Origin of the sequence: Albidovulum sediminis (genome assembly GCF_025380365.1) — a bacterium.
Classification (GTDB): Bacteria; Pseudomonadota; Alphaproteobacteria; order Rhodobacterales; family Rhodobacteraceae; genus Albidovulum; species Albidovulum sediminis.
In genome coordinates this window covers 363,744-385,208 of sequence record NZ_JAOCQF010000003.1, presented here as the reverse complement: position 1 = coordinate 385,208, position 21,465 = coordinate 363,744, and the positions used below count along the sequence as shown (strand labels likewise).

General features: G+C 65.9%; 23 protein-coding genes. 12 read left to right on the top strand and 11 right to left on the bottom strand.

Features of this window, described 5'->3' with window-relative positions; translation table 11 throughout:
* Positions 1-114 precede the first annotated feature (114 nt).
* Positions 115-384, top strand: a complete 270-nt coding sequence (gene rpsO / locus N5I32_RS16820; protein ID WP_261497071.1) for a 30S ribosomal protein S15 — start codon at positions 115-117, stop codon at positions 382-384.
* A gap of 286 nt (positions 385-670) precedes the next feature.
* Here rpsO and hpaR read toward each other — a convergent pair whose 3' ends face one another.
* Entirely contained in the window at positions 671-1,135 is a 465-nt protein-coding gene (hpaR, locus tag N5I32_RS16815) for a homoprotocatechuate degradation operon regulator HpaR (protein ID WP_261497070.1), read from the bottom strand.
* 94 nt (positions 1,136-1,229) lie between these two features.
* On the opposite strand from hpaR, the gene N5I32_RS16810 reads away from it, so the two are divergent.
* The 6 genes from N5I32_RS16810 to hpaH are packed head-to-tail and all read left to right on the top strand — an operon-like array spanning position 1,230 to position 7,166.
* On the top strand, positions 1,230-1,628 hold the full coding sequence (locus tag N5I32_RS16810; protein ID WP_369414339.1) for a 5-carboxymethyl-2-hydroxymuconate isomerase: 399 nt from the start codon (positions 1,230-1,232) through the stop codon (positions 1,626-1,628).
* Positions 1,625-3,130, top strand: a complete 1,506-nt coding sequence (hpaE, locus tag N5I32_RS16805) for a 5-carboxymethyl-2-hydroxymuconate semialdehyde dehydrogenase (RefSeq protein WP_261497069.1) — start codon at positions 1,625-1,627, stop codon at positions 3,128-3,130. The genes N5I32_RS16810 and hpaE overlap by 4 nt, the downstream gene beginning before the upstream one ends.
* 3 nt (positions 3,131-3,133) lie before the next feature.
* Positions 3,134-4,114 carry a 3,4-dihydroxyphenylacetate 2,3-dioxygenase gene (gene hpaD / locus N5I32_RS16800; protein WP_261497068.1) on the top strand — a complete coding sequence of 327 codons (981 nt, stop codon included), beginning with the start codon at positions 3,134-3,136 and terminating at the stop codon, positions 4,112-4,114.
* Positions 4,115-4,123: 9 nt separating this feature from the next.
* The gene (locus N5I32_RS16795; protein WP_261497066.1) at positions 4,124-5,521 is read left to right on the top strand and encodes a pyridoxal phosphate-dependent decarboxylase family protein; all 1,398 of its coding nucleotides are present in this window, start codon (positions 4,124-4,126) and stop codon (positions 5,519-5,521) included.
* The gene (locus tag N5I32_RS16790) at positions 5,518-6,372 is read left to right on the top strand and encodes a fumarylacetoacetate hydrolase family protein (RefSeq protein ID WP_261497065.1); all 855 of its coding nucleotides are present in this window, start codon (positions 5,518-5,520) and stop codon (positions 6,370-6,372) included. Before N5I32_RS16795 ends, N5I32_RS16790 begins: the two co-directional genes overlap by 4 nt.
* On the top strand, positions 6,369-7,166 hold the full coding sequence (gene hpaH, locus N5I32_RS16785; RefSeq protein ID WP_261497064.1) for a 2-oxo-hept-4-ene-1,7-dioate hydratase: 798 nt from the start codon (positions 6,369-6,371) through the stop codon (positions 7,164-7,166). Before N5I32_RS16790 ends, hpaH begins: the two co-directional genes overlap by 4 nt.
* A gap of 30 nt (positions 7,167-7,196) precedes the next feature.
* On the opposite strand, the gene N5I32_RS16780 is transcribed toward hpaH, so the two are convergent.
* The 5 genes from N5I32_RS16780 to hmgA are packed head-to-tail and all read right to left on the bottom strand — an operon-like array spanning position 7,197 to position 12,679.
* Entirely contained in the window at positions 7,197-7,397 is a 201-nt protein-coding gene (locus N5I32_RS16780) for a DUF2783 domain-containing protein (protein WP_261497063.1), read from the bottom strand.
* 3 nt (positions 7,398-7,400) lie between these two features.
* Positions 7,401-9,017 carry an FAD-dependent oxidoreductase gene (locus N5I32_RS16775; RefSeq protein WP_261497062.1) on the bottom strand — a complete coding sequence of 539 codons (1,617 nt, stop codon included), beginning with the start codon at positions 9,015-9,017 and terminating at the stop codon, positions 7,401-7,403.
* 21 nt (positions 9,018-9,038) lie between these two features.
* Positions 9,039-9,989, bottom strand: a complete 951-nt coding sequence (locus N5I32_RS16770) for an MBL fold metallo-hydrolase (RefSeq protein WP_261497061.1) — start codon at positions 9,987-9,989, stop codon at positions 9,039-9,041.
* Positions 9,990-10,000: 11 nt separating this feature from the next.
* Entirely contained in the window at positions 10,001-11,260 is a 1,260-nt protein-coding gene (fahA, locus tag N5I32_RS16765; RefSeq protein WP_261497060.1) for a fumarylacetoacetase, read from the bottom strand.
* 57 nt (positions 11,261-11,317) lie between these two features.
* Positions 11,318-12,679: a homogentisate 1,2-dioxygenase gene (hmgA, locus tag N5I32_RS16760; RefSeq protein ID WP_261497059.1), complete on the bottom strand. Its 1,362-nt coding sequence runs from the start codon at positions 12,677-12,679 to the stop codon at positions 11,318-11,320.
* 124 nt (positions 12,680-12,803) lie between these two features.
* Between hmgA and maiA the strand changes: the two genes are divergently transcribed.
* Both maiA and N5I32_RS16750 read left to right on the top strand, forming a co-directional pair.
* Positions 12,804-13,433: a maleylacetoacetate isomerase gene (gene maiA / locus N5I32_RS16755; protein WP_261497058.1), complete on the top strand. Its 630-nt coding sequence runs from the start codon at positions 12,804-12,806 to the stop codon at positions 13,431-13,433.
* Positions 13,430-13,957 carry a MarR family winged helix-turn-helix transcriptional regulator gene (locus tag N5I32_RS16750; protein ID WP_261497057.1) on the top strand — a complete coding sequence of 176 codons (528 nt, stop codon included), beginning with the start codon at positions 13,430-13,432 and terminating at the stop codon, positions 13,955-13,957. The genes maiA and N5I32_RS16750 overlap by 4 nt, the downstream gene beginning before the upstream one ends.
* Before the next feature lies 1 nt (position 13,958).
* On the opposite strand, the gene N5I32_RS16745 is transcribed toward N5I32_RS16750, so the two are convergent.
* Positions 13,959-14,276 carry a MarR family winged helix-turn-helix transcriptional regulator gene (locus N5I32_RS16745; protein WP_439648221.1) on the bottom strand — a complete coding sequence of 106 codons (318 nt, stop codon included), beginning with the start codon at positions 14,274-14,276 and terminating at the stop codon, positions 13,959-13,961.
* Between the two features lie 255 nt (positions 14,277-14,531).
* On the opposite strand from N5I32_RS16745, the gene N5I32_RS16740 reads away from it, so the two are divergent.
* From N5I32_RS16740 to N5I32_RS16730, 3 genes are read left to right on the top strand one after another with little or no spacing between them, the layout of a single operon-like run.
* On the top strand, positions 14,532-15,089 hold the full coding sequence (locus tag N5I32_RS16740) for a VOC family protein (RefSeq protein ID WP_261497321.1): 558 nt from the start codon (positions 14,532-14,534) through the stop codon (positions 15,087-15,089).
* A complete protein-coding gene (locus tag N5I32_RS16735; RefSeq protein ID WP_261497055.1) occupies positions 15,089-16,702 on the top strand; it encodes an FAD-dependent oxidoreductase in 1,614 nt (537 codons plus the stop codon). Before N5I32_RS16740 ends, N5I32_RS16735 begins: the two co-directional genes overlap by 1 nt.
* Entirely contained in the window at positions 16,702-16,905 is a 204-nt protein-coding gene (locus N5I32_RS16730) for a DUF2783 domain-containing protein (protein ID WP_261497054.1), read from the top strand. The genes N5I32_RS16735 and N5I32_RS16730 overlap by 1 nt, the downstream gene beginning before the upstream one ends.
* A 62-nt stretch (positions 16,906-16,967) precedes the next feature.
* On the opposite strand, the gene N5I32_RS16725 is transcribed toward N5I32_RS16730, so the two are convergent.
* The 4 genes from N5I32_RS16725 to N5I32_RS16710 all read right to left on the bottom strand — a co-directional run bounded on the left by N5I32_RS16725 (position 16,968) and on the right by N5I32_RS16710 (position 21,375).
* Positions 16,968-18,320, bottom strand: coding sequence for an aminotransferase class III-fold pyridoxal phosphate-dependent enzyme (locus N5I32_RS16725; protein WP_261497053.1), 1,353 nt, complete (start codon positions 18,318-18,320; stop codon positions 16,968-16,970).
* A gap of 4 nt (positions 18,321-18,324) precedes the next feature.
* Positions 18,325-18,987 (bottom strand): HAD-IA family hydrolase, encoded by a 663-nt coding sequence (locus N5I32_RS16720; RefSeq protein ID WP_261497052.1) that lies wholly within the window; start codon positions 18,985-18,987, stop codon positions 18,325-18,327.
* The gene (locus N5I32_RS16715; protein ID WP_261497051.1) at positions 18,972-20,453 is read right to left on the bottom strand and encodes an aldehyde dehydrogenase family protein; all 1,482 of its coding nucleotides are present in this window, start codon (positions 20,451-20,453) and stop codon (positions 18,972-18,974) included. The genes N5I32_RS16720 and N5I32_RS16715 overlap by 16 nt, the downstream gene beginning before the upstream one ends.
* 130 nt (positions 20,454-20,583) lie before the next feature.
* The gene (locus tag N5I32_RS16710; protein ID WP_261497050.1) at positions 20,584-21,375 is read right to left on the bottom strand and encodes an IclR family transcriptional regulator; all 792 of its coding nucleotides are present in this window, start codon (positions 21,373-21,375) and stop codon (positions 20,584-20,586) included.
* Positions 21,376-21,465: the final 90 nt, after the last annotated feature.

The window sequence follows — 21,465 nt, the reverse complement described above, 5'->3', positions numbered from 1 at the left end:
TCTGGTGCGATTTCCCCTATACGCGCGCATCCGCCGGTTAAGGCGGAACCTCCACGGGCCATGCTGGACGACATCCCGGCTTGCGCCATTACCCCTTGCCGAAAGGAGACCCCGATGTCGATCACGGCCGAAGAAAAATCCCGCCTGATGAAGGAATATGCGACCAAGGAAGGCGACACCGGTTCGCCCGAAGTCCAGGTCGCGATCCTGTCGTCGCGCATCGCCACGCTGACCGAGCATTTCAAGACCCACGCAAAGGACAACCATTCCCGCCGCGGTCTCCTGATGATGGTTGCCCAGCGCCGCAAGCTTCTCGACTACCTCAAGAAGAAGGACGACGCGCGCTATCAGGACCTGATCAAGCGTCTCGGTATCCGCCGCTAATCCTTCCGCACGCCGGAATGAAACGCCCGCACCGCAAGGAGCGGGCGTTCTCGTTTTCTGGCCGCGGTTGTCCGTAGAGCTTCCTTCGCTGATCTCGCGCGTTCCGTCTCGGCGCGGCTTGCCTGGCCGGGGTGGTGCGGGGCCCGGTGATGCGTCTACCGATGGCGTGTCTGCCCGGGCGGGGGCTTGCCCGTTGTGCTCGACATGTCGGGCAATTCCCTTCCCCCAACCCTGGCCCCGCGTGCCGACACTTCCGTCGCGACGACCCTGCGCTGACGGCCCGACATCAGGGCTCCGCACCGCCCTTGCGCAGGTCAAGCCGTTGCAGGTCATCCAGAAGGTTAAGCAACAGTTCCACGCGCTCCGCTCCGAACTCCGCTTCGATGCGGGCGAAGATGTCGGCGCTCCGGGCGGAGTGGCGGAGGATCAGTGCCACGCCGGCTTCGGTGATCGCGAGCACCGTCTTGCGGCGGTCCTCCGGCGGGGTGTGGCGGGTGACAAGTCCCTCCCCCTCAAGCGGCTTCACCATCCGGGTCAGGCTGGATTGCAGCAGGCACGCCTCGGTGGCCAACTGGCCAAGCTCAAGCGGCCCCAGTTCGTGCAGGACACGAAGCACCCGCCATTTCTGTTCGTTGACACCGGATTCGCCCAGCATCTCGCGGATAGGTGCCATCAACGTCTCGCGCGCACGCAAGAGGGCGATGGGCAGCGAGCGGCGGGTCGTGCGCAAAAAGCTTCTGTCGTTCGTCATGCGCGTTTATCGCGCGAAGCAGGCGGTGCCTCAAGGCCCGCGCGAATTTGGTTGACACGGCAACCATATTACTTAACAAAGCAAGTAAAAGAGGATGACGATGCCGCACATCCAGATGGACTACTCGCCGAACCTTGAAACACGTCTCGACATTGCCGGGCTGTGCCGGGTTCTGCGGGATGCATCGGTCGCGACGGGTATCCTGCCGCTGGCCGGCATCCGGGTGCGTGCCACGGCCTGCACTCATGTGGTGATTGCCGATGGCCAGCCCGACCACGCCTTCCTCGATATTTCGTTGCGCCTTCGCGAAGGTCGCAGTCCGGAGGACAAAGCGCGGGCCACGGCCGAGATCTTCGCCGCGGCCGAGGCCTATTGCGCGGGGGTCATGGAAACCAGTTCCTTCATGCTGTCGTTCGAGATGCGCGACATAGATGCCGCTCTGTCCCCCAAGACATCCTCCATCCGCCGCTACCTGCCGGGAGATGGCCAATGACCGATCTTGAAGCCCGCATGGCCAGACTTGACACCTACCTGGCCCGCTATCGGGACGGGGGCATCCCGAACCTGATTGCCGGGCAGGATGTCGCGGCCGAAAGTTGGTTCGAGACGCGTTCGCCGGTGGACGAAAGCCTGATCGCCAGGGTGGCGCTTGGCACGGCGGAAACCGTCGATGCGGCGGCCAGGGCGGCCAGGGCGGCGTTTCCGGCCTGGGCTGCGATGCCGGGGGACAGGCGCAAGTCGATCCTGCACCGGATCGCCGACCTGATCGAGGAGCGGGCCGAGGAAATCGCGCTTTGCGAATGCTGGGATACCGGGCAGGCTTGGCGCTTCATGTCCAAGGCGGCACTGCGCGGGGCAGAGAACTTCCGCTTCTTCGCCGACCTCGCCCCAGCCGCGCGGGACGGGAAAAGCCTGCCCACGAAGGACCACCTGAACATCACCAGCCGCCATCCCATCGGGCCGGTCGGGGTGATCACGCCGTGGAACACGCCCTTCATGCTATCCACATGGAAGATCGCCCCGGCGCTGGCGGCGGGCTGCACCGTCGTTCACAAGCCGGCCGAGTTCAGCCCGCTCTCGGCGCGGATCCTCGCGGAGATCTGCCACGAGGCGGGCTTGCCCGCGGGTGTCCTGAACCTGGTCAACGGAATGGGCGAAGGGGCTGGGAAGGCCCTGACCGAACATCCCGACATCAAGGCCATCGCCTTCGTCGGCGAAAGCCGCACCGGCAGCATGATCATGAAGCAGGGGGCGGATACGCTGAAGCGGGTGCATTTCGAACTGGGCGGCAAGAACCCCGTCGTGGTCTTCGAGGACGCCGATCTTGAGCGCGCGCTGGATGCGGTAATCTTCATGATCTACTCGCTGAACGGCGAGCGCTGCACCTCGTCCTCGCGGCTTCTGGTGCAGGACAGTATCGCGGACCGCTTCCATGCGGCGCTGGTCGCGCGGGTGAACAACATCCGGGTCGGCCATCCGCTGGACCCGGCCACCGAGATCGGGCCGCTGATCCACAAGACCCATTTCGACAAGGTCACGGGCTATGTGGACATCGGCAAGCAGGATGGCGCGACGCTGGCAGCGGGCGGGGGTCGGGTTGGCGACAAGGGCTGGTTCATCCGCCCGACCCTGTTCACCGACGCCACCCCCGACATGCGCATCGCGCAGGAAGAGGTGTTCGGCCCCTTCCTCACCTCAATCCGCTTCACGGACGAGGAGGAGGCCCTGGCGATCGCCAACGGGGTCGCCTACGGCCTCACCGGCTATCTCTGGACCAACGACCTGATGCGTGCGCTGCGCTTCTCGGACCAGATGGAGGCGGGCATGACCTGGGTGAACAGCGAGAACGTCCGCCACCTGCCCACCCCCTTTGGCGGGGTCAAGGCAAGCGGCATCGGGCGCGACGGAGGTGACTGGTCGTTTGAATTCTACATGGAAACCAGGAACACCGCCTTCGCCCTTGGAAACCACAAGATCCAGCGCCTCGGAGCCTGACCCATGCCCCTTCCTGCCCCGAACCTGAACCCGCCCTTCAACATCGTCCGGCTGAGCCACGTCGAACTGCGCGTAACCGATCTGGCCTGGAGCCGCGCCTACTATGTCGACCTGCTGGGGCTTCAAGTCACGCATGAGGACGGCGACGGCCTTTACCTGCGGGCGATGGAGGAACGCGGCCATCATTCGGTGATCCTGCGGCGCGCCGATCGGCCCTCGGTCGGGGTGCTTGGCTTCAAGGTCTGGTCGGAGGAGGATCTGGACCGCGCGGCGACCTGGTTTACGGGGCGCGACTTGCCGGTGTCGTGGATCGAGCGGCCCTTCATGGGGCGCGTGCTGGCCACGCGCGATCCCTGGGGCGTGCCACTGGAATTCTACGCGCGAATGGACCGCCTGCCGCCGATCCACCAGCACTACAGGCTCTATCGCGGGGTGAAACCGCTCAGGATCGACCATTTCAACCTGTTCTTCTCGAACGTCGATCAGGCGGTGGAGTTCTACGGCGACATGGGCTTCCGCGTCACCGAATACACCGCCGATGAGGAGACAGGCCGCACCTGGGCGGCGTGGATGCATCGCAAGGGCGGCGTCCATGACATCGCCTTCACCAACGGCACCGGACCGCGCCTGCACCACACCGCCTTCTGGGTGCCGACGCCGCTCAACATCATCGACCTGCTCGATCTGATGAGCACCACCGGCTACCTCTCGAACATCGAACGCGGCCCTGGGCGGCACGGGATTTCCAATGCCTTCTTCCTGTACATCCGCGACAAGGATGGCCACCGGACCGAGATCTACTGCTCAGACTACCAGACCTGCGACCCTGACCTTGAACCGATCAAGTGGGATCTAAAGGACTCGCAGCGCCAGACGCTCTGGGGCGCGCCCGCGCCCCGGTCATGGTTCGAGCTTGGGTCGGAGTTCGAAGGGGCAGCCCTTGTCGAAAGCGACCTGAAGGCCACCCCGATCATCGCGCCCTGAGGAACGGCCATGGACTGGAACACCTTTGCCCGCTGGGGCGCCCGGATCGCCGACTGGGGTGCCGCCTATCATCAGGGGCTTCGCGACCGCCCGGTGCGCGCCATGACCCGGCCCGGCGCGGTGGCGGCACAACTGCCCCCCGCCCCGCCGGAGGCCCCCGAGGCGATGGAGGTGATCTTCGCCGATTTCGAGCGTATCGTGATGCCCGGCATGACCCATTGGCAGCACCCGCGCTTCTTCGCCTATTTCCCGGCCAATGCTACCCCGCCCTCGATGCTGGCCGAGTTCCTCGCCACCACCGTGGCCGCGCAATGCATGCTCTGGCAGACCTCGCCCGCCGCGACCGAGATGGAGACGGTGATGATGGACTGGCTGCGGCAGTCGGTCGGGTTGCCGGAGGATTTCAAGGGCGTCATTCAGGACAGCGCATCCTCGGCGACGCTGGCGGCGGTGCTGGTGATGCGTGAAAGGGCGCTGGCCTGGGCTGGAAACCTCGCGGGTTTGACCGGTCAGCCGCGCCTGCGGGTCTATGCCTCGGGCGAGGTCCACACCTCGATCGATCGCGCGATCTGGATCTCCGGGATCGGAGCCGAGAACCTGGTCCGCATCCCGACGGAAGGCCCGCGCCGCGGAATCTCGATCGCGGCGCTGGAGGCCGCCATCGCCGCCGACCGCGTCGCCGGGTATCTGCCCTGTGGAATCATCGGCTGCACCGGCGGGACGGGAATCGGGGCCTGCGACGATATCGCCGCCGTGGTGAGGGTGGCGCAGGCAGAGGGCCTTTACACCCATGTCGATGCCGCCTGGGCCGGGGCCGCAATGATCTGCCCCGAATTCCGCGGCCTCTGGCTGGGTGTCGATGGCGCGGACTCCGTCGTCCTCAACCCGCACAAGTGGCTGGGGGTCCAGTTCGACTGTGCCGCCCATTTCCTGCGCGATCCGGCCAGCCTGGTGCAGACCCTGGCGATTCGGCCCGAGTATCTGAAGACACATGGCGCCGACGGCATCATCAACTATTCCGAATGGTCGATCCCCCTCGGCCGCCGCTTCCGTGCGCTGAAACTGTGGTTCGTGCTGCGCCACTACGGGCTTGAGGGCCTGCGCGCCCGCATCCGCAACCATGTCCGGTGGTCCCAGGCCCTGGCCGCACGGCTTGCCGCCGATCCGCGCTTCGAGATCGTGACCGAACCGGTGCTGTCGCTGTTCACCTTCCGGCTGAAGGGAGCGGACGACGCGGCGCAGCAGGACTTCATCAACCGGATCAACGACGACGGGCGCATCTACCTGACCCAGACCCGCGTCGACGGCGCCCTGGTGATCCGCTTTCAGGCCGGCCAGTTCGACGCGACCGAGGCGGATATCGCCATGGCCTTCGATGTCCTGTCCGAACTTGCGGGGACGCCATGAACCTCGTCACCTTCAGCGCCGATGGCCGCCAGCACTGGGGGGTGAGCGTGCCGGGCGGTGTCCTGTCCCTTTCCGACGACTTCCCGCAATGGAAGACCCTGCGGGGCGTGATCGAGGCAGGGGCGATCGACCTGGTCTTGGCGGCGGGCGCGGGGCGGAAGGCCAGCCATGCGGATGGCCGCTTTGCCTACGACATTCCGATCCCCGACCCCGAAAAGATCATCTGTGTCGGGGTGAACTTTCCCGACCGCAACGCGGAATACAGGGACGGGCAGGACGCGCCGCCCAACATGTCGCTCTTTCCGCGCTTTGCCCGCAGCCTTACCGGCCACGGGCAGCCCCTGATCCGGCCGCCGGAAAGCCCGCAACTGGATTACGAAGGCGAAATTGCGGTGGTCATCGGCACGGGCGGCCGCCGCATTCCAGAGACCGATGCCCTGTCGCACATCGCCGCCCTGACGCTGTGCAACGAGGGCACGATCCGCGACTGGGTGCGCCACGCCAAGTTCAATGTCACGCAAGGCAAGAACTGGGATCGCTCGGGCGCGCTCGGGCCCTGGCTGGTGCCGTTTCGCGACCCCGCGCAGATCGTCGATGTGGACCTCGTCACCCGCGTGAACGGAGAGGTGCGCCAACGCGACCGCACCGGACGCATGCTGTTCCCGGTGGCCCGCCAGATCGCCTATATCTCGACCTTCACCACGCTGGTTGCCGGCGACATCATCGTGACCGGCACGCCCACGGGCGCCGGCGCGCGGTTCGATCCGCCGGTCTGGCTGCGGCCCGGCGATGTGATCGAGGTGGAGGTGCCGGGCATCGGCATCCTCAGGAACGGAGTGGCCGACGAATGACGCCGGAGGAGATCACCACCGCCGCGGAAACGCTCCTTCAGGCGGAACGGAGCGGGCGCCAGTGCGGACTCCTCTCGCTCAGCCATCCCGGGATGACGCTCGACGATGCCTATGCGGTGCAGGCCGCCCTAGTCGGGTTGAAGCGCGCGGCGGGGGCACAGGTGATCGGCTGGAAGATCGGACTGACCAGCCGGGCGATGCAGCAGGCGTTGAACATCGCCACACCGGATTCCGGGGTGCTTCTGGATGACATGCTGTTTCAGGACGGAGACACGATCCCCGAAGGCCGCTTCATCCAGCCGCGGATCGAGGCGGAAATCGCCTTCGTCATGAAGGCCCCCCTTGCCGGCGCGGGCGTGACGCGGGATCAGATTATCGCCGCGACCGACTACGTGGCGCCCAGCCTGGAAATTCTCGACACCCGCATCCAGAGGGTCGACCCGGAGACCGGCAAGGCCCGGATCATCACCGACACCATCAGCGACAATGCTGCGAATGCGGGCGTCGTGCTGGGGCGGCAGCGCCATCCGGTCGAAGCCTTCGACCTGCGCTGGATCGGGGCCATCGTGACCCGCGACGGCGTGGTCGAGGAAACCGGGCTAGGCGCAGGGGTCCTCAACGATCCGGTGACCGGCATCCTGTGGCTGGTGCATCGGCTAAGCCGCTATGGAATGGGAATCGTCGCCGGGGACATCCTCTTGTCGGGCAGTTTCATCCGCCCGGTCGAGGCCCCGCCCGGAAGCCGGTTCGAGGCCGACTTCGGCGCCTTCGGTGCGGTGCGCCTGAACTTCTGATCCGCCCTGCGCAGGCGCGAGAAAACTGCGTCAGGCCGCCTGCCCGCCCTTGTCACGCGCCAGCCGCATAGCCTCGGTCAGCACGGCATCATCGCCGATGTGGTTCATCAGGATCAGGATGAGACGCGCGTTCAGGGCGTGGCTTTCCGCCTCGCTCAGCCCTTCATGGGTTGCAATCAAGGCGGCGTAAGTCTCGTCCGGGCGGGTCAGGTTCGGGGTCGTGATCAGCATCTCTCACTCCTTTCCGATCGCCCGGGCGAGGGCGTCCGACACCGCACCCGCGCTGTAATGGTCCCAGCGCGCGGCAACATGCTGGTCCGGGCGGATCAGGTATACGGCAGCTTCGGCGTCGCCCAGATAGCGGTCGCGAATCTCGGGCGTCGCGTCCAGCGCCAGACGCGGCACGGCCAGGCCGTGGGCGGTCAGGACTTCGGGGGCCGGCGCGCCGATCGTCAACAGCGTGAAGCCCCGCCCGAGGCGGTTCAGCAGCCAACCGCCCGCCACAGGCGCATCCGGGCAGGGACTGCCGGGCCGGGTGCGCGCGGGCATCGCGGCGTGGTCGGGGCCATTCAGCGCCGACCCGTCATAGGTGCAGGGCAGGGAGAGACGGCCCGAGTTCACCACCGTCCGCGCGAAAGGCAGCGTTTCGGCCAATTCCAGAACGGCGTTGCGGAGCATCTTCGACACCGGGGTTTTCGGCGTGATGAAGTCGGTCGCGCGGGTGGAATTCAGGATGTTCTCGTCCGCGCCATGGACCCGCTCGCTGTCATAGGTATCGAGCAGCGCCTCCGGCGCCGCCCCATCCAGCACCAGCGCCAGCTTCCAGGCCAGGTTGTCCACGTCCTGAATGCCGGAATTGGCCCCCCGTGCGCCGAAGGGGCTGACCTGATGCGCGCTATCTCCCGCAAACAGCACCCGGCCATGGCGGAACCGCCCCATCCGGCGGCACTGGAATGTGTAGATGGAACACCAGTCCAACTCATACTCGACGCCCGGCCCAAGCATGGCGTCGACCCGGGCGCGGATGTTCGCGGGCTCCAGTTCCTTCGCGCGGTCGATGTTCCAGCCCAGCTGGAAGTCGATGCGCCAGATGTCGTCCGGCTGCTTGTGTAAAAGCGCCGAGTCGCCGGACTTGAAATGCGGCTCGAACCAGAACCAGCGTTCGGTCGGGAAATCCGCCTTCATCTTCACGTCGGCGATCAGGAAGTTGTCCTCGAACACCCGCCCGTCGAATGAAAGGCCCATCATGCCACGCAACGGGCTGCGCGCCCCGTCGCAGGCGATCAGCCAGTCGGCCTCAAGCCGGTAGGGCCCGTCCGGCGTCATCACGTCCAGCGCGACATGATCTGCCGCGGGGATCACCGCGTCGACGCGGTTTCTTCCGCGTAACTCGATCGGCGCGCCTTCTGCCTGCGCGTCGAGAATGGCGTCATGCATGAACTTCTCGAACCAGGGCTGTTGCAGGTTGATGAAAGCCGGGAAGGCATGGCCGGCTTCGGGCAGGAGGTTGAATTCGTACAGCAGCCGGTCGTCGTGAAAGACCTTGCCGACATTCCACTGCACGCCCTTGTCCAGCATCGGCCCCGCGGCGCCGAGACGGTCGCATATCTCCAGCGTGCGCTTGGAAAAGCAGAGCGCCCTGCTGCCCAGGCCTGCGCCCTCGTGATCGTCGAGCAGCAGGACCGGCACTCCGCGCCGGCCTAGGTCCAGCGCGGTGGCCAGGCCGATGGGCCCGCCGCCCACGACAATCACCTTGTGGCGGGCCGGGGTGGCTGCCTCCTGATCGGGGGACTTGGCATACGGGTAGAGGCGGAACGCAAGCGTATAGCGTTCCGGAACGAGGTCCGTCATGTGCTCCTCCCTGAGCGTCTGTCAGCCCTGCAGGGCCGCCCACATTTCCAGGTCGCGCTGCGCGGTCCAGATCCGGGGGTGGCTGATGCCGCGCGCCTCGTCATAGGCGCGCGCCACGTTGAAGGGCAGGCAGTGTTCGTAGATCGCGTAGTCCCGGAACTTCGGGTCGCAGGCGTCGCGGCAGGCGTCCCATGCTTCCTTGAGCGTGCCGTTGCGGGCGGCGACACGCGCAACCGGCCGGTAGGTGCTTTCGACGAAGTCCTTGGTCCGGTCCAGCGCAGCGTTGACGGCTGCGGGGCCGACCACGGCATCCCCCCGACCCGGCGCGATGGCGTCAAGGTCATGGGCGCGGATCGCCTCCAGCGTGCCCCCCCAGTCGGCAAAGTGGCCATCGCCGCAATAGCAGGCCGAATGCGCCTCGACGATATCGCCGGTGAACATCACGTTCTGGTCCGGAACATGGATCACCGCATCGCCCGCCGTATGGGCGCGACCCAGCTGAAGAATGTCGACCCGCCGCTTGCCCAGCCAGACCGTCATCCGGCCGTTGAACGTCGTGGTGGGCCAGGTCAGGCCGGGGATGCTCTCATGCCCTTGGAAAAGGCGCGGAAAGCGCTGGAACTCGCTGTCCCAGTCTTCCTGCCCGCGCTCGGCCACCATGTTGCGGGCGGCTTCCGACATGATGATCTGGCCCGCGCCAAAGGCTGACGCCCCCAGCACGCGCACCGCGTGATAATGCGTCAGCACGACATGGCTGATCGGCTTGTCGGTCACGCCCCGGATGCAGTCGATCACCTTCTGCGCCAGACGCGGGGTGGCCTGCGCCTCGACCACCATCACCGAGTCGTCGCCAATGATGACGCCGGAGTTCGGGTCGCCCTCGGCGGTAAAGGCATAAAGCCCCTCGCCGATCTCGGTAAAGCTGATCTTCTTTTCCGCGAGGTCGCCTTGCGAGGCGAATGCCTTTGCCATTGTCGGATTCCTTATCGTGCGTAGGGGTCGGCCAATGCGGGGATCACCTTGCCCGCACACTCTCCGAAGCCGATGGTGTAGCCGTCGCCCCTGCAGCTTCCGCGCAGGGTCAGCGTGTCGTTGTCCTCGATGAAGGTGCGCGTGCCACCTTCGATGGCGATGGGCTCCTTGCCGCCCCAGGACAGTTCCAGAAGGCTGCCCCGGCTTTCCTTCACCGGGCCCGAGATGGTGCCGGACCCCAACAGGTCACCCACATTCATCGCGCAGCCGCTTGTCGTGTGATGCGCCAGTTGCTGCGCAGCGGAGTAATACATCTCGGCGTAGTTGGTGCGCGCGATGATCGTCTCTTCCCCGCCCTCCGGGGTCAGCCCGACCTCCAGCGCGATGTCGTAAAGCATCGGCCCGGGTTCGGCCAGATGCGGCAGAAGCGGGACTTGGCGCGGCTGGGTGGAACACCGGAACGGCTCCAGCGCCGCGCGCATCACGATCCAGGGGGAAATGGTCGTCGCCGTCGCCTTCGCCTGGAACGGGCCGAGCGGCTGATACTCCCAGGCCTGGATGTCGCGCGCAGACCAGTCGTTCAGCAGCACATAGCCGAAGATCATCTGATCGGCCTCGGCCACCGTGACGGGCTGTCCGTGCACCGAAGGCTGGCCGACGACGGCCCCCATTTCCAGCTCGATGTCGAAGCGGGCCGATGGCGCAAAGCGCGGCATCGTCTCGTCCGGCCCCTTCACCTGTCCCCAGGGGCGCCGGATTTCGGTGCCCGACACCACCACCGAGGACGCCCGCCCGTTATAGCCGATGGGGATATGGAGCCAGTTCGGCGGCAGGGCATTCTCCGGGCCGCGGAACATGGTGCCGACATTGAAGGCATGGTGGCGGCCCGCGTAGAAGTCGGTGTATTCGCTGACCAGGAAGGGCAGGTGCAGCGTCACGTCGGTCTGCCGATGAAGGAACGGCTCCACCGCCGCCCGCTCCGCCGCCCCTTCCGCCAGCAGCGCCGTCAGGCGCGCGCGCAATGCGGCCCAGACCGCAGGGCCTGCCTCCATCACCTCGTTCCAGAACGGCACGTCGAGGAGCGGCCCGCCCTCCAGCGACAGCAGCCCCGCCTCTTCCAACCCCGCCACGTCCAGCACGAAATCGCCGATGGCGACGCCACAGCGCGGCTCATCCGTGCCCGCAGAGAACACGCCGCAGGGCAGGTTGTTCAGCGGGAACGGGCTGTCCGCCCGATTTGCGCCTTCAACCCAGGAACGGATCAATCCCATCTTCTTCTTTTCCTAAGTATCCCACGGGGGTCCGGGGGTGTGAAACCCCCGGCCCTGTCATTTGGCGCCGGGTGTCCCGTCGAACTTCTTCTCCAGGCTGCCCCAGCAGTCGATGTAGTCTTCCTGCAGATGCCCGGCCTGCGCGGCGAAGGGCGTCAGTTGCTGCGGGAAGCGGGTCTCGAACATGAAGGACATGGTCTGGTCCAGCTTCTCGGGACCAAGCTCGGCGTTCGACGCGCCCTCGAACGCGTTCTTGTCCGGCCCGTGCGGCAGCATGCAGTTGTGCAAGCTCATGCCGCCGGGGACGAACCCCTTCGGCTTGGCGTCGTAGATGCCGTAGATGTTGCCCATCAGTTCCGACATGACGTTCTTGTGGTACCACGGCGGGCGGAAGGTGTTCTCCGCCACCATCCAGCGTTCGCGGAACAGGACGAAGTCGATGTTCGCTGTTCCCTCGATCCCGCTCGGCGCGGTCAGGACGGTGAAGATCGACGGGTCCGGGTGATCGAACAGGATCGCTCCGACCGGGCAATAGCTGCGCAGGTCGTACTTGCAGGGCGCGTAATTGCCGTGCCAGGCCACGACGTCAAGCGGGCTGTGCCCGATCCGGGTTTCGTGAAACTGGCCGCACCATTTCACCGTCACGACCGAGGGCACCTCGCGGTCTTCGAACGCTGCCACGGGTGTCTTGAAGTCGCGCCGGTTGGCCATGCAATTGGCGCCGATCGGCCCGCGGCCCGGAAGCTGGAACTTCTGGCCGTAGTTTTCGCAGACAAAGCCGCGGGCCGGGCCTTCCAGCACCTCGACCCGGTAGACGAGGCCGCGTGGCAGGATGGCGATTTCCTTCGGCTCCAGGTCGATGATGCCCAGTTCGGTGCAGAATCGCAGCCGCCCTTCCTGCGGCACGACCAGCAACTCACCGTCGGCCGAGAAGAAGTATTCGTCCTGCATCGATTCCGTCACCAGATAGACATGGCTCGCCATGCCGGTCTGGGTGTTCACGTCCCCCGCCGTGGTCATCGTGCGCATCCCGGTGATCCAGGTCAGCGGTTCGGCCGGAACCGGCAGCGGATCCCAACGGTACTGGCCCAGGCTGATGACGTCGGGGTCGATGCAGGGGGCGGATTTCCACAGCGGTACGTCGATCTTGCGGAATCGGTGCGTATGTTTGACCGACGGGCGGATACGATAGCACCAGGTGCGTTCGTTCTGGTGGCTGGGCGCGGTGAACGCTGTGCCAGAAAGCTGTTCGCCATAAAGTCCGTAGTTGCACTTCTGCGGGCTGTTCATGCCCTGCGGCAGCGCGCCGGGCAGCGCCTCGGTTTCGAAGTCGTTGCCGAAACCGGGCATGTAGCCTTCATGCGGACCGGCAATCGATGCTGCGCGGATCATGCCCTGGGGCAAGGATAGGCTCGTCATGCGCTCCTCCAGCAAGCTGGTCTGCAGTCCGCGCCGGGCTCGGCGGCGGCTTGTCAGGGTGTTTATAGTTGCGGATGCAACGAAGTCAAGGTAAAGTTGCAAGTGTAACGATCTGGAGCATGAGATGCCGGAGACGGTGCTTTACGACTATTGGCGGTCCTCGGCGGCCTATCGTGTGCGGATCGCGCTGAACCTTTTAGGCTTGCCCTGGCGGCCCGTCACGGTCGATCTTCTGGCGGGTGAACAGGCCGGCGCCGACAACCTGGCGCGCAATCCGCAAGGTCTGGTGCCGACGCTGGAGATCGACGGTCACAGCCTGACCCAGTCGCTCGCGATCCTTGAATACCTCGATGAAACGCGCGCCCCCGGCTGGTTGCCGAAGGACCCCATAGAGCGGGCGGTCGTGCGGGCCATGGCCCATGCGGTCGCGATGGACATCCACCCGGTCTGCAACCTGCGTGTCGCGCGCCACGCCGTCAGCCTTGGGGCGACGATGGAGGGCTGGATGGGCCACTTCATCGGCCTCGGGCTTGAAGGGCTGGAGGGGCTGCTGCTGCGGCACCCCGAAGGGCGCTTCTGTCATGGAGACTCAGTCACCCTCGCGGACATCTGCCTGGTTCCTCAGGTCTACAACGCCCGGCGCTGGACGGTGGACCTGCAGCCCTTCCCGCGCGTTGTGGCCATTGCCGAGGCACTGGAATGCCTGCCCGCCTTCATGGCGGCGCATCCCGACCGGGTGAAGCTGGCAGGGTGACGTCGTCCGGCCTGCGTGCCATACTGGCGCCGGAACATGACAAGGGCGCCCTGCCGACGATGACCGACCCGACTAGTGGCTTCGATCTTGAAGAGTTTCTGCCCTACCTTCTCAACCAGGCGGCCGAGGCTACGTCGCACGGGTTTCAGGCCGTCTACCGCGACCGTTACGGTTTCACCCGCACCCAGTGGCGCGTGCTGGCGAACCTGGGAAAGTTCGGCGCCATGACCGCTCGCGACATCTGCGCCATCAGCCATATCGAGAAGACCAAGGTCAGCCGGGCGGTCGCCGCGCTGGAACAGTCCGGGATGCTGACGCGCGCGCCCAGCGAAACCGACCGCCGCGCCGAGGTTCTTTCGCTGACCGCAAGAGGCCGGGATGTCTTCGGAGAACTTGGCGGACTTGCCGTCAGCTTCGACCGTCAACTGAGGGCCACACTCGGGCGCGAGGGCGCCGACAGGCTCGCCTCGCTCTTGCGTCGTCTGATCGTGGCTTCGCCGCGAACCGACGGGCCGGATACCTGACCTAAAGCCCCGCCGCGACGCTTTCCGTGGCCTGGCGCAGCGCGGTGAGCCCCCGCTCAAGCGCCGTGCGGTCCTCGCGCGTCATGCGTTGCAGAACCGCCTCGGACCGCTGGTCGACAAGGGTGTGAACCTCGTTGAACATCGCGCGCCCCTTCGGCGTGCAGGAATAGAGCCAGAGCCGGCGATCCAGTTCCGGGGTCCGTCGTTCGATCAGACCTTTCCGGAGCAGCCGGTCGGCGGCGCGGCTGACCTGAACCTTGTCGAGCGAGGTATTGCGGCCAAGGTCGAGCGAGGTTTCCGCCTCGACATTGGCAAGCAGGTAGAGAAGCCGCCATTCATCCCGGCCAAGGCCAAAGCGCCGCTGGTAAACATCGACCAGAAGCCGCGAAAAGGCGGCGGAGGTAACGGCAAGCCGATAGGGAAAGAAGTCCTGAAGCATCCCGGCATCCTGTTTTTGACAGGGTAAACTGGTTGCAGTCGCAACAATTTGATCTGGATCAAGTCGCGCCGACCGCGAATCGATCATTGGTTGCGAATGCAACTAATGGGAGGATGCGCCTTGACCGCGCCGATACTGAAGCTCGACCGGATCCACCACGTCGCCTATCGCTGCAAGGACGCGAAGGAGACGGTGGAGTTCTACACCCGGATGCTGAACATGGACTTCGTGCTCGCCATCGCCGAGGACAAGGTGCCATCCACGCATGAACCCGACCCCTACATGCACCTGTTCCTGGATGCCGGGAACGGCAACGTACTGGCGTTCTTCGAGCTTCCGACCAAGCCGGAGATGGGACGCGACCCGAACACGCCGAAATGGGTGCAGCACATCGCCTTCAAGGTGAAGGACCGCGACACGCTGATCGCCTTCAAGGACCATCTGGAGGCGAACGGGGTGGACGTTCTGGGCGTCACCGACCATTCGATCTTTCACTCGATCTACTTCTTCGACCCCAACGGACACCGCGTCGAACTGGCCTGCCCCGACCCGCGCGAGGAAGAAATGCTCAAGCGGCTGGATGCCGTGAAATGGGACATGCTGGAGGAGTGGAGCCGCACCAAGCGTGCGCCGCAGCACGCGGCTTGGCTGCACGCCCGGGAACTGTCCAAGGACGGCGTGGAGGCGCCGTGATGTTCCAGACCTACAGCTATCCGGAATATGCCTACGTCCCCTCGGCCGAACAGGTCGAGGGGCGGACGATGCGTCATCCGGTCGTCATCATCGGCGCGGGGCCGGTGGGCCTGACCGCGGCGCTGGACCTTGCCGCGCGGGGTGTGCCCTGCGTGGTGATCGACGACAACAACACCGTCTCGGTCGGCAGCCGGGCCGTCTGCTATGCCAAGCGCCCGCTGGAAATCTGGGACCGTCTCGGCCTTGCCGACCGCTTCATCGACAAGGGGATCAGCTGGAAGGTCGGAAAGGTGTTCTTCGGCGACCGGCAGGTCTATCAGTTCGATCTTCTACCGGAGGGCGGCCACAAGTGCCCGGCCTTCATCAACCTGCAGCAGTATTACCTGGAGGAGTGGATGGTCGAGGCCATCGCCGCCCATCCCCGGATCGACCTGCGCTGGAAGCACAAGCTGATCAGCCTGCGGCAGGAAGGCGATCATGCCATCCTGACGGTGGAAACCCCCGACGGCATCTTCGCGATGGAGGCCGATTGGGTCATCGCCTGCGACGGGGCCAACTCCGACACGCGCAGGATGGTTGGGGCGGAATTCACCGGCCAGTTCTTCCAGGACCGGTTCCTGATCGCCGATATCGTGATGAAGGCCGATTTCCCGACCGAGCGCTGGTTCTGGTTCGACCCGCCCTTTCACCGCAACCAGTCGGCGCTGCTGCACAAGCAGGCGGACGATGTCTGGCGGCTGGATTTCCAGCTGGGCTGGGACACCGACCCGACCGAGGAGAAGCGGCCCGAAAAGGTCATCCCCCGCGTCAAGGCCATGCTGGGGGACGATGTCGAGTTCGAGCTGGAATGGGCCTCGGTCTACCAGTTCGCCTGCCGCCGGATTGGGCAATTCCGCCATGGCCGGGTGCTGTTCGCCGGGGACTCGGCGCACCAGGTCAGCCCTTTCGGCGCGCGGGGGGCCAATACCGGCGTGCAGGATATCGACAACCTCGCCTGGAAACTGGCGCTGGTGCTGAAGGGGCAGGCCCCCGAAAGCCTGATCGACAGCTATCACGACGAACGCGCCTTTGCGGCCGACGACAACCTGCTGAACTCCACCCGCTCGACCGACTTCATCACCCCGAAAAGTGCGGCCTCGCGCCGGTTCCGTGACGCGGTGCTGGACCTTGCCGGGGTTGCCGACTTTGCCAAGCCCCTGGTGAACTCGGGCCGGTTGTCGGCGCCCACGCCCTATGCGAACAGCGCGCTGAACACGGCGGATGCGGGCGAATGGGCGGGGCGGATGTCGCCCGGTACTGTCTGTGCGGATGCGCCGGTGACGGTGAGGGGCAAGCCGGACTGGCTAATACGCCATCTGGGTCAGGGGTTCACCCTTCTGTCCTTCGGCGATGCCGAGACGGTGACGGCAAACGGTGTCACCGCTTTGCCGCTGATGGTGGGCCGCGATCTGGACGACGCGGAAGGGCTGGTTGCCGCCCGCTATGACGGCAAGCCGGGAACCTGCTACCTGATCCGCCCCGACCAGCATGTTGCCGCGCGCTGGCGGTCTTTCGATCCGGCGGCGATCGCCGGCGCCCTTGCCCGGGCCTGCGGCGCGGAAGGAGCCTTGTGATGCAACTGAACCTTTCCCCCAACATCGCGGACCCGGACGGGTTCTACGAATACCTCGTCGACAGCCAGCGAGAGATGGGCGACGAAGCAGCCAACCGGATGAACGCACGTCTGATCCTGATCCTGGCCAACCATGTCGGCGATGCCCGGGTGCTGCGCGAGGCAATCCGGCTGGCCGCGACCAGCGGGGGCCGGCCGGACTAACCGGGTGACATGTCAAGGCCCGCCCCCGGCTGGGAAGGCGGGCCTTTCCTTACCCGCTGCGCTCAGAGCGACGCGAACCCCGCATCCAGCGCCGACAGGATCCTGGCTACATCCGCCTTGGTCACCACCAGCGGCGGCGACAGGATGATGTTGTTGCCGGATACTCGGATCATCACGCCCGCCTCATAAGTTGCACGATGCACCTTGCCGATGGTCTTCTTGTCAATCGGCGCCTTGCTGGCACGGTCGGAGACAAGCTCCAGCGCGCACATCAGGCCATGACCGCCGCGGACGTCGCCGATTACCTGATGACGGGCCATCAACGCCTGAAGCCCCGAGAAAAGCTGATCCCCCCGCGCACCGGCGTTCAGGTGAACCTGCTGGCGCTCGGTTTCCTTGAGGCAGGCGATCGCTGCCGCCGCCCCGACCGGGTGGCCGGAATAGGTATAGCCCGACCCGATCGCACCCTTGCCGGTGGCGTCACCCTCGAACACCTCGGCCACGGCATCGGCCACCATCACCACGCCAAAGGGGAAGTAGCCGTTGGTGATCGCCTTGGCCGAAACCAGCAGGTCCGGCTGCACCCCCCAATGGCGCGAGCCTGACCAGCTTCCGGTCCGGCCGAAGGCGGTGATGACCTCATCAGCGATCAGCAGGATGCCGTACTTCGAACAAAGCGCCCGCACGCCGGGCATGAAGCTTTCGTGCGGCGGGATCACCCCGCCCGCGCCCAGCACCGGCTCCATGATGAAGGCGGCGATGGTGGACGGGTCCTGGAACCTGATCTCGTCCTCGATGGCGGCGAGGCAAAGTTGCGCCAGCCGCGCCGGGTCGCTTTCGTTGAACGGGTTGCGGTAGGTGTAGGGGGCGGGCGTGTGGAAGCACCCCGGCATCAGCGGCTCATACTGGGTGCGGAAATTGGCGTTGCCGTTCACCGAGGCGCCCAGCGTATGCGTGCCGTGATAGCCCTTCTTGAGGCTGAGGAACTTGACCTTGCCGGCTTCGCCCCGGATCTTGTGGTATTGCCGCGCCAGCCTGAGCGCCACCTCCACCCCGTCCGAACCGCCAGAGGTGTAGAAGGCGCGCGACAGTCCGTCAGGCGCGAAGAACCCGGCCAGCATCTCCGCCAACTCGATCACGTTGTCGTTCGTCGTGCCGCGGAAGATCGAGTAATAGGGCAGCCGGTTCAACTGGGCCGCGATGGCATCCTTCACCGGCTGGCAGGAATAGCCGAGGTTGACGTTCCAGAGCCCGCCGACGGCATCGACCATCCGGTGACCGTCGACGTCGATGATCTCCACCCCTTCGGCCTCGACGATGATGTCCGGCGGATTGGCCAGGCTTTCGGCCGGGTGCGACATCGGATGCCACAGGCGCCGCGCATTGTTTTCCTTGAGGAAATTGGAGTCTTTCATCGGATCAATCTCCTTGGCAAAGCAGCGCGAGCGCGCGGGAATAGCTGTCGCCGGGCTGCGTGACATCGAAGTGGACGTACGGCATCCCCACGGCTTCGGCGCCGCGCAGGTTGCGGGCCTGGTCGTCGACAAAGACGCAGGCCGATGCGGGCAGGCCCAGCCCCTCGGTCACTAAGCCGAACGCGCGCGGATCGGGCTTCAGGATGCCGGTATGGGTGGCATCGACGATCAAGTCAAAATCGGCAAGGAAGGGCAGTCTTGCCCGGAAATCCTCGCCGTAGAACAGGTCAAGCTCGTTCGACAGGATCGCCAGTCTGCAACCCGCCGCCTTGGCCTTTCCGATCGCGGCCAGCGCCTCGGGCCGGATCACCGCCGCCGGATCGGCCCCGCGCAACCGGCCGACGAACTGGGGGAACTCGGACCACGCCTCGCCCACAAGCGCGCCGGTCTCTCGCATCCGGAGCGCCCAGTACTCGCGTTCGGTCATCTCGCCTGCCTGCATCGTGCGCCAGGGGGCGTCGGTTTCCGGATCGAAGGGGCCGCGCCAGGTCAGCGTGCCGGGCTGAAGGCCAAGGGCAGCTTCGGACATCGCATGAGTCTCGAACAGGGTTTTCGAGATCACGCCGCCGAAATCCAGAACCAGCGCGCGGGTCAAAGCTTCACCCATGCGGTTTTCAGATCGAGGAACTTGTCGAAGGCATGCAGCGACTTGTCATGCCCGTTGCCCGACTGTTTCACCCCGCCAAGGGGCACCGTCAGGTCGGACCCGCCATAGGTGTTCACATGCACAAGGCCCGCGCGGACCTTTCGCACCATGCGGTGCGCGCGCGACAGGTTCGAGGTCCAGACCGCGGCGGCCAGCCCGTAGGTCGTGTCGTTGGCCAGCGCCACCGCCTCGGCCTCGGTGTCGAAGGGAGTTACGGTGACGACGGGGCCGAAGACCTCTTCGCGGAAGACGCGGTCTTCGCGCGTGGCGTCCGCGACAATGGCCGGGGACATGTAGTAGCCGCCGGTGTCTTCCAGGATCCTCGCGCCCCCGATCACATGGCGTCCGGCCGCCCTGGCTTCCCCGACGAACGCAAGGTTCTGCATCAACTGGCGTTCAGAGTTCATCGCCCCCGCCTGGGTCGCGCTGTCCAGCGGATCGCCCACCCGGATCGCGGCGGCATGGGCGGCAAGCTTTTCGACGAAGGTCGCGTGGATGCTGCGCTCCACCAGAATGCGCGATCCGGCGATGCAGACCTGACCGGAGTTGCGGAAGACGCCCTGGGCGGAAACCTTCGCCGCCTCGTCAAGATCGGGGGCATCGGCAAAGACGATGTTGGGGGACTTGCCGCCAAGCTCCAGGTAGACGCGCTTGAGGTTCGACCGCGCGGCGGCCTCCAGCAGGCGCCGGCCCGTCGCGCCCGATCCGGTGAAGACCAGCACGTCGACATCCATCGACTCGGCGATGGCGGCGCCCACGACCGCGCCTTCGCCGGTGACGACGTTGAACACGCCCGGCGGCACCCCGGCCTCAAGCGCCAGTTCGGCGAGGCGCAGCAGGGTCAGGGATGCTGTCTCGGCCGGTTTCAGCACCATGGTGCAGCCGGCTGCCAGCGCCGGGCCGAACTTCCACGCGCCGATCATCAGCGGGAAGTTCCAGGGCACGATGGCCCCGACGACGCCTGCCGGTTCTCGGTGAACCAGACCCAGGAAGGCCGGATCGGTTGGCGCCACCTCGCCCGAGAGCTTGTCGATCGCCTCGGCATAGTAGCGCAGCGTCGCTGCTGCCGAGAGCGGTTCGGCCTTGAGCGCCATGCCGATCTCGGTGCCATTCTCGCGCACGCCCAGAACCGCGATCTCAAGCGCGCGGGCCTCGATCAGGTCGGCCCATTTCAGCAGTATCTTCTTGCGCGCGGCGGGGGGCAGACCGGACCAGCGCCCATCGTCGAAGGCCCGGCGTGCCGCCGCGATGGCGGCATCTGCGTCGGCCTTGGTGCCGCGCGCGCAAGTGGTCAGCAGGCTGCCGTCGATGGGGGACACGACGCGCATCGTGCCGCCGTCCGAGGCAGCGACCGGTTGGCCGTCGACGATGTGCCGGAACGGCGGCAGTGGCGTGGTGCGAAGGGTTTCGATCTGATCTTGCGTCATGTTGTTTCTATATTTACACCAGCGGTGTTTATTATGTACCGATCCCGACAGCGGGTCAACCGGACATTTGCGCAGGTCAGACAGGCCCGCCGCGGCGGTTCGCCAGGGAAGGGACCGGAAGCCCAGAAGATCAGGTCGGAGAGAACCGGGCCGCCGCCGCGCGGAATTCGGCAGGCGGGCGGCCTCCGATGCCGAAGTTCAGCTTGTCGGCCTCGGCGAACAGGGCCGAGATGGTGTGCCGGCGCAGTTCGTTCGTCATGCGGTGGGCGGGCATCGCCACGGCGATCGCCCCGGCCGGTGTGCCGTCGGTGTCGAAGACGGGCATCGCGATGCCGTAGACGTCGTCCTCGTTGGTCTGGTCGGCCTCGGCATAGCCCGTCAGGCGCACCTCCTGCAGCCGCGCCCTTATAATGTTGGGGTCGGTGACCGTCCGGGAGGTCTTGGCGACCAGCGGCTCGCCCAGCGCGCGGTCGACAAATTCCGGCCGCGAGAAGGCAAGGACGACCATGCCCGAGGCGGTGCTGTGCATCGGCAGGATCTCACCCGCAACCAGAGAGACGCGGCTGCCCCGGTTGCTCTCGCTGACGCCGATCGTGGCAAGGGCGCGGCCCGCGATCAGCGAGCCATGCGCGGTTTCGCCGATTTCCGCGGACAGGGTGTCGAGCGAATGCTGGAACACGGAAGAGACCGGAAAGGCTGTTTCCCGCACCCGCGCCAGGCGCAGGACGCCCGCACCCAGCCGGTAAAGCCGTGCGTCGCCACGCTTTTCCAGCAGGCCGTGGTCGCACATGACCGCCAGCATCCGGTGTACCGTCGCTTTGTCGACGCCTGATCGCCGCGCAAGTTCAGAAAGCCCGATCTCCGGCTCCGACTCGGAGAAATAATTCAGCAAAGACAACGCTTTGGCGACGGTGCTGGACATTACGAAACCTGGCTTTCCCGGGCGGGCCCGCTTGCGACGCGTCAATCACGTTGACGAAACGCGGCGCAGGGGCTATTGTTGAACCGATGT